This window comes from Pseudomonas sp. 05N432 (assembly GCF_056396945.1).
Genome location: NZ_JBFTMM010000021.1, coordinates 1 through 12,196, shown reverse-complemented (window position 1 = coordinate 12,196; position 12,196 = coordinate 1). Strand labels below are relative to the sequence as shown.

12 protein-coding genes are annotated in these 12,196 nt (G+C 59.6%); 10 read left to right on the top strand and 2 right to left on the bottom strand.

Going from position 1 to position 12,196, the window contains the following annotated elements:
- Nucleotides 1-75 precede the first annotated feature (75 nt).
- Entirely contained in the window at nt 76-312 is a 237-nt protein-coding gene (locus AC1DHT_RS24040) for a hypothetical protein (RefSeq protein WP_427537549.1), read from the bottom strand.
- 184 nt (nt 313-496) lie between these two features.
- Here AC1DHT_RS24040 and AC1DHT_RS24035 point away from each other — a divergent pair, with 184 nt between their 5' ends.
- The 4 genes from AC1DHT_RS24035 to AC1DHT_RS24020 all read left to right on the top strand — a co-directional run bounded on the left by AC1DHT_RS24035 (nt 497) and on the right by AC1DHT_RS24020 (nt 4,054).
- Entirely contained in the window at nt 497-1,054 is a 558-nt protein-coding gene (locus AC1DHT_RS24035; protein WP_427533675.1) for an NADPH-dependent FMN reductase, read from the top strand.
- 99 nt (nt 1,055-1,153) lie between these two features.
- Complete coding sequence (locus AC1DHT_RS24030) at nt 1,154-2,257, top strand: DUF2855 family protein (protein WP_427537546.1); 1,104 nt, start codon at nt 1,154-1,156, stop codon at nt 2,255-2,257.
- 131 nt (nt 2,258-2,388) lie between these two features.
- Complete coding sequence (locus AC1DHT_RS24025) at nt 2,389-2,736, top strand: metalloregulator ArsR/SmtB family transcription factor (RefSeq protein ID WP_427537543.1); 348 nt, start codon at nt 2,389-2,391, stop codon at nt 2,734-2,736.
- 34 nt (nt 2,737-2,770) lie between these two features.
- Nucleotides 2,771-4,054 carry an arsenic transporter gene (locus AC1DHT_RS24020; protein ID WP_427537540.1) on the top strand — a complete coding sequence of 428 codons (1,284 nt, stop codon included), beginning with the start codon at nt 2,771-2,773 and terminating at the stop codon, nt 4,052-4,054.
- A 105-nt stretch (nt 4,055-4,159) separates the two neighbouring features.
- Here AC1DHT_RS24020 and AC1DHT_RS24015 read toward each other — a convergent pair whose 3' ends face one another.
- Nucleotides 4,160-5,110, bottom strand: coding sequence for a DUF1853 family protein (locus AC1DHT_RS24015; RefSeq protein WP_427537537.1), 951 nt, complete (start codon nt 5,108-5,110; stop codon nt 4,160-4,162).
- Between the two features lie 120 nt (nt 5,111-5,230).
- Between AC1DHT_RS24015 and AC1DHT_RS24010 the strand changes: the two genes are divergently transcribed.
- From AC1DHT_RS24010 to pepN, 6 genes are read left to right on the top strand one after another with little or no spacing between them, the layout of a single operon-like run.
- On the top strand, nt 5,231-6,121 hold the full coding sequence (locus AC1DHT_RS24010) for an NAD(+) kinase (RefSeq protein ID WP_019690613.1): 891 nt from the start codon (nt 5,231-5,233) through the stop codon (nt 6,119-6,121).
- Entirely contained in the window at nt 6,118-7,092 is a 975-nt protein-coding gene (locus AC1DHT_RS24005; protein ID WP_427537615.1) for a metallophosphoesterase, read from the top strand. The genes AC1DHT_RS24010 and AC1DHT_RS24005 overlap by 4 nt, the downstream gene beginning before the upstream one ends.
- On the top strand, nt 7,089-7,964 hold the full coding sequence (locus tag AC1DHT_RS24000) for a rhomboid family intramembrane serine protease (RefSeq protein ID WP_427537534.1): 876 nt from the start codon (nt 7,089-7,091) through the stop codon (nt 7,962-7,964). The genes AC1DHT_RS24005 and AC1DHT_RS24000 overlap by 4 nt, the downstream gene beginning before the upstream one ends.
- Before the next feature lie 44 nt (nt 7,965-8,008).
- A complete protein-coding gene (locus AC1DHT_RS23995; RefSeq protein WP_019690610.1) occupies nt 8,009-8,269 on the top strand; it encodes a YeaC family protein in 261 nt (86 codons plus the stop codon).
- Complete coding sequence (locus AC1DHT_RS23990) at nt 8,266-9,096, top strand: DUF2797 domain-containing protein (protein WP_054597149.1); 831 nt, start codon at nt 8,266-8,268, stop codon at nt 9,094-9,096. Before AC1DHT_RS23995 ends, AC1DHT_RS23990 begins: the two co-directional genes overlap by 4 nt.
- Before the next feature lie 12 nt (nt 9,097-9,108).
- The gene (gene pepN / locus AC1DHT_RS23985) at nt 9,109-11,766 is read left to right on the top strand and encodes an aminopeptidase N (protein WP_427537530.1); all 2,658 of its coding nucleotides are present in this window, start codon (nt 9,109-9,111) and stop codon (nt 11,764-11,766) included.
- Nucleotides 11,767-12,196 lie beyond the last annotated feature (430 nt).

Genomic DNA, 12,196 nt, shown 5'->3' with positions numbered 1-12,196 from the left:
GTTCAGCAGGTGAGGGGGTCAGTAACTGAATCCTAACCCAAGTCCGTGCCTATGACTTCAGCTCATAACAGAGGCTTATGAGGCGACGTTTGATTCAGGCTCGCGGGTGATGGTAACGCCCGATTGAACCAGTACAAATTCGTTGTCATCGAGTTTGTTGATGCGGTCGCCAATCGCCAGCTTATAGGTGGTGACAGGCGCAGGCCCGGCGATACCCTCCTGCGACGGGGTGGATTCCTGGAACTCATGCACTGAATAAACACGGCCTTCCGCATCTCTTGCATGGAATTGTCCGACGAGTACTGCTGCCATCTGCTTAGAACCTCTGGAGATAAGTCACTCAATTTGCGGTTCTGTAGACCGTCGATAAGCTTGGTAAGTTTTCCTACAGGAAAAAAATAGTATTTAACTGCCATTCCGCGACACGGAGCACGTTAAGTGCTACCGAATCATCTATAACTACAGGCTCCTTTAGCCAGATAGTCGGGAATTACCAATGAGCAAGGTCTATACGATTGCTGTCCTGGTTGGCAGCTTGAGAAAACAGTCGATCAACCGCAAAGTCGCGCTGGCGCTGGCTGAACTGGCTCCGGCAAACCTCAGGCTGAACATCGTCGAGATTGGCGACCTGCCGCTCTACAACGAAGACATCGATGTAACACCGCCGGCAGCCTACAGCACTTTCCGTGAACAGGTGAGGTCATCCGACGCGGTGCTGTTTGTGACACCGGAATATAACCGCTCGGTGCCTGCCCCCCTGAAGAACGCCATTGACGTCGGTTCCCGGCCTTATGGCAAGAGTGCCTGGGGCGGTAAACCGGGCGCAGTGATCAGCGCTTCGCCCGGCGCTATTGGTGGTTTCGGTGCAAACCATCACTTGCGTCAATCCATGGTGTTTCTCAATGTGCCCTGCATGCAGCAACCGGAAGCCTACCTGAGCAACGCCGGTACGGCGTTCGACGAGTCGGGCAAGGTGTCCGAGTCGGTCCGGCCGTTTTTGCAGAGTTTCATCAATGCCTACGCCGAGTGGGTCGAGCAATTCAAAAAGGATTGATCGATCGGGGGCCAGCGCTTGCGCTCAGGAAGCGCTGGCCAGTCGACTGATGATCGAACCATTGGAAAGTGGACAGCCACACGATAGGGAGTCTGAACAATGCAAAGCCTGGGCACGGTCACACGGCTGATCACCCGTAAAAACGCCATCGACCAGAGTCGTGTCGAGCGTGAGCGGCGCAGCCTGATTCCGGCGGCTGGCGACGTGATCCTGAAGATTGATCGCTGCGCGCTGACCACCAATAACGTCACCTACGCAGCCTATGGCGACTCGATGCATTACTGGGAGTTTTTCCCGACGGGGCGGGCGGAGTGGGGCCACATCCCGGTCTGGGGTTTTGCCGATGTGCTTGCCTCTACAGTTGAAGGCATTACGGTCGGTGAGCGCTTTTACGGGTACTTTCCACTGGCCAGCCATCTTTGGGTACATCCAGAGCGGGTGACCGAACGCGGCTTTTATGACGCCGCCCCGCACCGTCAAACACTGAACTCGGTTTACAACCAGTACACCCGTTGCAGTTGGGATCGGTACTACAGCCCAGCGAATGAAAACCTGCAAATGCTGCTTAATCCGCTGTTTTTGACGTCATTGATGTTGGCGGACTTCCTTCAGAACAATCAACTCTTCGGTGCGACGCGCGTGGTGTTCTCCAGCGCTTCGAGCAAAACTGCTTTCGGCACGGCTATTTGTCTGGAGGACCAGTCGAATCTGGAGCGCGTGGCGTTGACGTCGGCCGGAAACAAGGCGTATGTCGAACATCTTGGGTGTTACGAACGCACGCTCGGGTATGCCGAGTTGGCGTCGTTGCCAACTGACCGTCCGACCTTGTACGTGGATTTCTCTGGCCGTCTGGATTTACGCGATCAGGTGCATCAGCATTTCGCCGAGCAATTGGTTTACAGCTGCGCTGTAGGTTCTACACAGAGCACGGATGAGGCGCAGCTGAGCGCTATAACAGGGCCGCAGCCGGCGTTTTTCTTCGCGCCGATCCAGATTCGCAAACGCAACGCCGAATGGGGCGCGCAGCAGCTTGTCGAGTACATCGGTGAGGGCGGGCGGAAGTTTCATCGGCGAGTGACGGCACCGGCCAATCCATTGCTCAGGGTGGTGGAGAGTGATGGGCTTGAAGCGGCGCAAACGGTGATTTCGCGGCTGTCTCACGGGCAAATCGCGCCGATCGAGGGGCATGTGATCCGCTTGTAATACCTGAATCGCACAAGCAACCGTAGCTGGCGTAGCCTGCGTTCGGTTGCGTGCGATGTGGTTTATTCGCTTTACCCTATATTCGAAATTCCATATATTCGCGCTTCGTTTGTTCAGGCGCATTCACTTCCATGTCCGATCCCTGCAATCCCGTCGATGTGTTCAAGGCGTTGGCCGATGACACCCGCAGTCGTATCGCTTTGCTCATCGCCAAAGAGGGTGAGCTGTGCGTGTGCGAACTGACGGCGGCGCTGGACCTGAGCCAACCCAAAATCTCCCGTCACCTGGCGCAATTGCGCAGTCATGGTTTGCTGGCGGACCGTCGTCAGGGGCAATGGGTTTTTTATCGCCTGCACCCGCAATTATCCCCGTGGGTCGTGACGTTGTTGCACGGCGCGCTGGCAGCCAACGGTGCGTGGCTTGGCGCTGATGTCGCGCGACTACAGGCGATGGATGACCGTCCGGTCCGTTGCTGCTGATCTCCCCCCTCCATCTTCTTCAAGGCTGTTTCGCATGCTCGTAGCGTCGTTGATTTTCCTCCAGACCATCACCCTGGTGATCTGGCAACCCAAAGGCCTCGGCGTCGGCTGGAGTGCGGTGCTGGGCGCCGTCTTGGCGTTACTCTGCGGGGTGGTGCAGGTCAGCGACATTCCGCTGGTATGGGACATCATCTGGAACGCCACCGGGACGTTTGTGGCGCTGATCATCATCAGCCTGTTGCTGGATGAAGCGGGTTTCTTTGCCTGGGCAGCGTTGCATGTGGCTCGCTGGGGGCGCGGTAACGGGCGCAAGCTATTCGCTTACATGATTTTGCTCGGGGCGCTGGTATCGGCGCTGTTCGCCAATGATGGCGCGGCATTGATCCTCACGCCCATCGTGATTTCGATGCTGCTGGCCTTGCGGTTTTCTCCGGCGGCAACGCTGGCGTTCGTGATGGGCGCCGGGTTCATCGCCGATACCGCGAGCCTGCCGCTGGTGGTGTCTAACCTGGTGAACATCGTCTCCGCGGACTTCTTCCACATTGGGTTCAACCGTTATGCAGCGGTCATGGTGCCGGTCAACCTGGTGGCCGTTGCGGCGACGCTGGCGGTGTTGCTGTGGTTCTTCCGACGGGATGTTCCTGCCGATTACGACCTGGAACAACTGGAAGACCCGAAGACCGCGATCCACGACAAGGCAACCTTCGTTGCCGGTTGGTGTGTGCTGGTGATTTTGCTGCTCGGCTGTTTTGCCCTGGAGCCGTTGGGGATTCCCATCAGCGCGATCTCCGCGGTGTGCGCGGCATTGCTGCTGGCTATCGCTGCCCGTGGGCACAAGATTTCCACGCGCAAGGTGATGAAAGAAGCACCGTGGCATATCGTGATTTTCTCCTTGGGCATGTACCTGGTGGTTTACGGCTTGCGTAATGCCGGCTTGACCACGTACCTGGCCGGTTGGCTGGACGTGTTCGCGGACTACGGCGTTTGGGGCGCGGCCATGGGTACCGGGCTGCTGACCGCGCTGTTGTCGTCGATGATGAACAACCTGCCGACGGTGTTGATCGGTGCGTTGTCGATCGATGCCAGCCAGGCCACCGGGGTGGTGAAAGAGGCAATGATCTACGCTAACGTGATCGGCAGCGACCTGGGGCCGAAAATCACCCCGATCGGTAGCCTCGCGACCTTGCTTTGGCTGCACGTGCTGGCGCGCAAGAATATTCAAATTGGCTGGGGGTATTACTTCAAGGTCGGGATTGTGCTGACGGTGCCGGTGCTGCTGGTAACCCTGGCGGCGTTGGCGTTGCGCCTGTCTATCTAGACCGAGTCGGCCTCATCGCGAGCAGGCTCGCTCCCACAGGGGGTACGCGTTCCAAATGTGGGAGCGAGCCTGCTCGCGATAGGGCCGATCCAGCCGCCACAAGGCTCAACCCTGGCCCGGCACGTTCGGCCACAAATCCGCCACCAGAAACAACCGCTCGGCTTCTTCCCAGTCACCGTCGTTGTTTTCAGTCAGGCGTACCAGCAACTGCGCAGGCGCCTGCGGGTCGAGTCCGCTCAGCCAGGTCTCCAGTTGCGTGCGGTCCCAGGTATGCTCGGCAGGATAATGGGCGGGCGCGAGCCAGGCGTGCCGTGGTAGCGGTTGCCAGCGGCCTGGCGGGCTCTGGGCGATAAAGTGTGCCCAGTCTCGCTGATGCAGCCAGCGTCCTTTGAGGTGTTGCGGATGGGCGCAGTCGGGTGACTGGGTTTGGCCCGGCCATGGGTACAGCAGATAACCGCCCAGCCACAAGTGTGCGCTGAACCGCAGGATATCCAGCGCGGCCAACGCATCACGGCTTTCGGAGCGCGCGGAGATTGGCAGTTGATGGTGGGTCAGGTGCGCCAGCTTGCGGTCCAGTCGGTCATGGCAGCCCGGTCCGAGCCACTGGGCAGTGTCGTGGCCTTCGCCGTTCTGGGGTCCCAGATACAACTTGATCGCCAGTTCCAGGTGATGCACGCCGTCGCGGTCACGCAGCAGCATGTCCAGCTCGCCCAGCGTGTGGCCGTCGCGGCGGATCGGCAGGTTGGCGGCAATCAGCTCGACCCCCGGCGCATGCTGCACGGCAAACTGCCAGAGGCGTTCGTAATACAGGCCCAGGCGACGAGTCGGGCCGAGCGCCAGCCAACGCTGTAGCTCGCGGCTGTCCTGATCGAGCTGAAGCAGCCAGTGTTGCAGTCGTTCAGGGGCTTGTACCCAATCGCTGCCGGCCAGTGGATGACGTTGTGGCCAGGGTGTTTCACTGAGCATCGGTGGCGCGAGGATGACCCAGGCCAGGTCGCGCACTTCGGGATGGCGCAACTGGCGGGGCAGGGTGAGCAAGCCAGGAAATAAAGTCATCTTGCGAGCATAGCGCTTTGGCTCGCGGCTGAAAGGATTTTGTCTACGGCGCGCTTTCGCCCATAATCGTGTTTTTCGCCGTCGCAGACCAAGCGTCAACCTATCCTGACTAGGAGCCCCATGGAGCAATTTCGCAATATCGGCATCATCGGTCGCCTGGGCAGTTCACAGGTGCTGGATACCGTTCGCCGACTGAAAAGATTCCTGCTTGACCGGCACTTGCACGTGATACTCGAGGACACCATCGCCGAAGTCCTGCCCGGCCATGGCCTGCAAACCTCATCGCGCAAGATGCTCGGCGAAGTCTGTGACATGGTGATTGTGGTGGGCGGTGACGGCAGCCTGCTGGGCGCCGCTCGGGCATTGGCACGGCACAACATTCCGGTGCTGGGGATCAACCGTGGCAACCTGGGCTTTCTGACCGACATCCGCCCGGATGAGCTGGAAGTCAAGGTCGCGGAAGTGCTCGACGGGCACTATCTGGTCGAAAACCGCTTTCTGTTGCAGGCCGAAGTTCGCCGTCACGCCGAGGCCATCGGCCAGGGCGATGCACTGAACGACGTGGTGCTGCACCCCGGCAAGTCGACGCGGATGATCGAGTTCGAGCTGTACATCGACGGCCAGTTCGTCTGCAGCCAAAAGGCCGACGGCCTGATCGTCGCCACACCCACCGGTTCTACAGCCTATGCGCTTTCGGCAGGTGGCCCGATCATGCATCCCAAGCTCGATGCCATTGTGATTGTGCCGATGTACCCCCATACCTTGTCAGGAAGGCCGATTGTGGTCGATGGCAACAGTGAGCTGAAAATCGTCGTGTCGAAGGATATGCAGATTTACCCGCAAGTCTCCTGTGACGGGCAGAACCACTTCACCTGCGCCCCCGGTGACACCATCACCGTGAGCAAGAAGGCGCAGAAACTGCGGTTGATTCATCCGCTGGACCATAACTACTACGAAGTCTGCCGGACCAAGCTGGGCTGGGGCAGCCGGTTGGGCGGTGGAGGCGACTGATGCTCGATCCCGCGCGTAGCTACGACCTGATCGGTGACGTGCACGGTTGCGCTCATACCCTTGAGCATTTGCTGGACCGACTCGGGTATCACAAGCAAGCTGGCGTCTGGCGCCATCCGTCACGCATGGCCGTGTTTCTCGGTGACATCATCGACCGCGGCCCGCGGATTCGCGAAGCGCTGCACATCGTTCACGATATGGTCGAGGCCGGTCAGGCGCTGTGCATCATGGGCAACCATGAATTCAACGCGCTCGGCTGGAGCACGCCGGCACCGCCTGGCAGCGGTAAACAGTATGTGCGTGAACACACGCCTCGGCATGCGCGCCTGCTCGAAGAAACCCTGACTCAATTTGCCGATCACCCGGAGGACTGGCACGACTTTCTTGCCTGGTTCTACGAGATGCCACTGTTCGTCGACGCCGGACGCTTCCGGGTCGTCCACGCCTGCTGGGACGGTGGCCTGATCGACGTGTTGCGTGCGCAGTATTCCGATGGCTGCATCGACGAACACTTCGTCCAGGCGGCAGCGGTTTCCGGCAGTTTTGCCTGCATGGCCTTCGACCGCTTGCTGCGCGGCACCGACATGCGCCTGCCGCACGGCTTGACCATGACCAGCGGCGATGGTCTGACGCGTTCGTTCTTCCGCACCAAATTCTGGGAAGACAACCCGCAAACCTACGGCGACATTGTGTTCCAGCCAGATGCCTTGCCCGAATCCGTGGCTCGCACGCCGCTGTCTCCGGTAGAAAAAGATAACCTGTTGCGCTACGGCATCGACGAACCGCTGTTGTTTGTCGGGCACTACTGGCGCAGTGGCAAACCGGCGCCGATCCGCCCGAACCTGGCCTGCCTGGACTACAGCGCAGTGTTGTACGGCAAGCTGGTTGCCTATCGGCTGGATCAGGAAACCCGTCTCGATCCACACAAGTTTGTCTGGGTCGATGTTGAACGGCCAGAGGTATTGCGATGAGTGTTGTGGCTGTTTTACGTCTGCCGCTGGCGGTGGACCTGAGTGGTTTCGTCAATTTGCTGCAACGCATGCACGTGCCGCATCGGGTCAGCGAAGAAGCCGGTGAACAGGTGCTGTGGGTGCCGGACGCGATCAGCGAAGACGTGCGCTCGCTGTACGAACGGTTTCCTGCGGGCGATCCCGAGCATCAACTGGATATCCCGGCTGCACACGCGAATATCCAGCGTCCTGGATTCGTCGAGCAACTGCGCCACAGCCCGGTGACGGCGCTGATTCTGTTGCTGAGCATGATCGTCGGCGCGGTGACGCTGCTCGGCGAGAACCTCGACACGATGCACTGGCTGACGTTCCTCGAATTTCGCGTGGTGGGCGAATACATCCACTTCACGCCATTGGCCGACAGTCTGGCAGCGGGGCAGTGGTGGCGTCTGGTGACGCCGATGCTGATCCACTTCGGCGTTCTCCACCTGGCCATGAACGGCATGTGGTACTGGGAACTGGGGCGGCGCATCGAGTCGCGTCAGGGCAGTGTCAACCTGCTGGGGTTGACGTTGCTGTTCAGCCTGGTGTCGAACTACGCCCAATATTATTACGGCGGCGCGACCTTGTTCGGCGGCCTGTCCGGGGTGCTTTACGGCCTGCTCGGGCATTGCTGGATCTACCAGTTGCTGTCGCCGAACCCGGCGTATCGCCTGCCTCGCGGGGTATTGGTGATGATGCTGGTGTGGCTGCTGCTGTGTATGTCGGGGCTGATCTCGATGATCGGCTTCGGCGAAATTGCCAATGCGGCGCACGTCGGCGGGTTACTCGTCGGATGCCTCACCGGTTTGTTGGGCGGCTTGTACAGTCGCCGTAGACTCTCTGTCCAATAAACTGCCGTCTAAATTGTGCTGTGAATAACGAGCGCGGAGACCTGATGTCCTCTTTTAACGAAATGATCAAAAACATCACGCCGGAAATCTACCAGAGCCTGAAACTGGCGGTAGAGATCGGCAAGTGGTCCGACGGCGGCAAGCTGACTGCCGAGCAGCGCGAACTGTCGTTGCAGGCGATGATCGCCTGGGAAGTGCAGAACCTGCCCGAGGAACAACGCACCGGCTACATGGGCCCCCAGGAATGCAGTTCGAAGTCGATCACTGTGCCGAATATCCTGTTCAAGTCGGATGCCATCCATTGATCGAGATTGGCCGCGGTGCAATCAGCAAGATGTCGGCGCGCCTCGAAGCGTCGACCGTGCAATACGCTTTTCGCCTGGGCGATACCGAGGTGCCGGTCAATCCTCTGATCGGCAGCACGGTTCGCCTGGAATACCTGGGTGCGATCCACTGCATCCATTGCGGACGCAAAACCAAAACCAGCTTCAGCCAGGGTTACTGCTACCCGTGCATGACCAAACTGGCGCAGTGCGATGTCTGCATCATGAGCCCGGAGCGTTGCCACTATGACGCCGGGACCTGCCGTGAGCCGGCCTGGGGCGAACAGTTCTGCATGACCGACCACGTGGTGTATCTGGCCAACTCGTCGGGCGTCAAGGTCGGGATCACCCGCGCCACCCAGTTGCCGACCCGCTGGCTCGACCAGGGCGCCAGCCAGGCATTGCCGATCATGCGCGTGTCGACCCGTCAGCAATCGGGCTTCGTCGAAGACCTGTTCCGCAGTCAGGTGGCCGACAAGACCAACTGGCGCGCCTTGCTCAAGGGTGATGCCGCACCGGTTGACCTGAAACAGATTCGTGATCAACTGTTCGCAAGCTGTGCCGAGGGCATGCAAGGACTGCAGGAGCGCTTCGGCCTGCAAGCGATTCAACCGGTATTTGATGTCGAGCCGATTGAAATCCGTTACCCGGTCGAGCAGTACCCGGCCAAGATTGTCAGCTTCAATCTGGACAAGAACCCGATTGCCGAAGGCACGCTGTTGGGGATCAAGGGTCAATACCTGATCTTCGATACCGGCGTTATCAATATTCGTAAATACACGGCCTACCAGCTCGCCGTGCATCAGTAAAAGGACTCCAGCATGCGCACCGAACAACCGAAGATGATCTACCTGAAAGACTATCAGGCGCCCGAGTACCTGATCGACGAGACGCACCTGACCTTCGAGTTGTACGAGGACCACAGCCTGGTCCATGCGCAACTGGTGATGCGCCGCAATCCGGCCCGTGGCCCGGGCCTGCCGCCGCTTGTCCTGGATGGCCAGCAACTCGAGCTGCTGTCGGTCAGCCTGGGCGACACCGAGCTGAGTGCCAGTGATTATCAACTGACGGAAAACCACCTGACCCTGCACCCGACCAGCACCAGTTTCACGGTCGACACCAGCGTGCGGATTCACCCGGAAACCAATACCGCGCTGGAAGGCCTGTACAAGTCCAGCGGGATGTTCTGCACCCAGTGCGAGGCCGAGGGCTTTCGCAAGATCACCTATTACCTCGACCGCCCGGATGTGATGAGCAAGTTCACCACCACGGTGGTCGCCGAGCAGCACAGCTATCCGGTACTGCTGTCCAACGGCAACCCGATTGCCTCGGGTCCCGGTGAAGACGGTCGGCACTGGGCGACCTGGGAAGATCCGTTCATGAAACCGGCCTACCTGTTCGCGCTGGTGGCCGGTGACTTGTGGTGCGTCGAAGACACTTTCACCACCATGTCCCAGCGCAGTGTGGCGCTGCGCATTTACGTCGAGCCGGAAAACATCGACAAGTGCCAGCACGCCATGAACAGCCTGAAGAAGTCCATGCGCTGGGACGAAGAAGTCTATGGTCGCGAGTACGACCTGGATATCTTCATGATCGTTGCGGTCAACGACTTCAACATGGGCGCCATGGAAAACAAAGGCCTCAATATCTTCAACTCCAGCTGCGTGCTGGCCCGTGCAGAAACCGCGACCGACGCCGCGCACCAGCGGGTTGAAGCGGTGGTGGCCCACGAATACTTCCACAACTGGTCGGGCAACCGCGTGACCTGCCGCGACTGGTTCCAGCTGTCGCTCAAGGAAGGGTTCACGGTGTTCCGTGACGCCGAGTTCTCCGCCGACATGCACTCGCGTACCGTCAAGCGCATCGAGGACGTGGCCTACCTGCGTACGCACCAATTCGCCGAAGATGCAGGTCCCATGGCCCATGCAGTGCGCCCGGATGCGTTCATCGAGATTTCCAACTTCTACACCTTGACCGTCTACGAGAAAGGTTCGGAAGTGGTGCGCATGATCCGCACCTTGCTCGGCGCCGAAGGTTTCCGCAAAGGCAGCGACCTGTATTTCGAGCGTCACGACGGCCAGGCGGTCACCTGCGACGATTTCATCAAGGCCATGGAAGATGCCAACGGCGTCGACCTGACCCAGTTCAAACGCTGGTATAGCCAGGCCGGTACGCCGCGTCTGGCGGTGAGCGAGTCTTACGATGCGGCGGCGAAAACCTACAGCCTGACCTTCCGTCAGAGCTGCCCGGCGACCCCGGACAAGGTTGAAAAACTGCCGTTCGTGATTCCGGTAGAACTGGGCTTGCTGGATAGCAAAGGTGCGGCGATCGCACTGCGTCTGGCGGGCGAAGCGGCCGCTGACGGGACATCCCGCGTGCTGTCGGTGACCGAGGCTGAGCAGACCTTCACTTTCGTCGATATTGCTGAACAACCGTTGCCCTCGTTGCTGCGCGGTTTCTCGGCGCCGGTGAAACTGAGCTTCCCGTACAACCGCGATCAGCTGATGTTCCTGATGCAACACGACAGCGACGGCTTCAACCGTTGGGAAGCCGGCCAGCAGTTGTCGGTGCAGGTGTTGCAGGAACTGATCACTCAGCATCAAGCGGGTCAGGCATTGGTGCTCGATCAGCGACTGATCAGCGCGTTGCGCTCGGTGCTGGCGGATGAATCCCTGGATCAGGCCATGGTCGCCGAAATGCTCTCGCTGCCAAGCGAGGCTTACCTGACCGAAATCAGCGAAGTGGCGGACGTCGACGCGATTCACGCGGCCCGTGAGTTCGCTCGCAAGCAACTGTCGGACAACCTGTTCGACGCGCTGTGGCTGCGTTATCAGACCAATCGTGAGCTGTCGAAGCAAACCGCTTACGTTGCCGAAGCCGAGCACTTTGCCCGTCGCGGCCTGCAAAATATTGCGTTGTCCTACCTGATGCTCAGTGGCAAGCCAGAAGTGCTGGCAGCGGCCCTTGAACAGTTTGATGCCTGCGACAACATGACTGAGCGCCTGACCTCGTTGGCGGTGCTGGTGAACTCACCGTTCGAAGCCGAGAAGGCCAAGGCACTGGCCAGTTTTGCCGAGCACTTCAAGGACAACCCGTTGGTCATGGACCAATGGTTCAGCGTGCAGGCCGGCAGCACGTTGCCGGGTGGCTTGCAGCGGGTTCGGCAGTTGATGAAGCACCCGGCGTTCAACATCAAGAACCCGAACAAGGTGCGGGCGCTGGTCGGTGCGTTTGCCGGGCAGAACCTGATCAATTTCCATGCGGCCGATGGTTCGGGGTATCGCTTCCTTGCGGATCTGGTGATCGAGCTGAACGGCTTCAACCCGCAGATCGCTTCCCGCCAATTGGCGCCGCTGACGCGCTGGCGTAAATACGACAGCGCTCGCCAGGCGTTGATGAAGGCGGAACTGGAGCGCATTCGCGGCTCGGGTCAGCTGTCCAGCGATGTGTTTGAAGTGGTCAGCAAAAGCCTCGCGTGACCTCATCTCCGCTCCCACAGGTGTTCACCCGAACCCTGTGGGAGCGAGCCTGCTCGCGAAGGCAGCCTTACAGCCAACCAATCTCCCGCAGATGTACCCCAATCCAAACTGTGGGAGCGAGCCTGCTCGCGAAGGCAGCCTTACAGCCAACCAATCTCCCGCAGATGCACTCAATCCATTGTGGGAGCGAGCCTGCTCGCGATGACGGCCTGACAGCCGGCCAACCTCTTGCAGGTGTACATATCCATTCCTGCGGTAACGGCTACTTAGGGTTTCGCCTGACGGCGACTCACTTTTTTTACAAGCGCCTAAAAAAAGTAAGCAAAAAAACGCTCGCCCCAAGCGTACGGCACCTCGCCTAGGCTCGGCGTTCCCTCACTCCGGTGTCCATCAGGGGGCATCGCCTACGGTCTGCTTCGCGACGACCTCC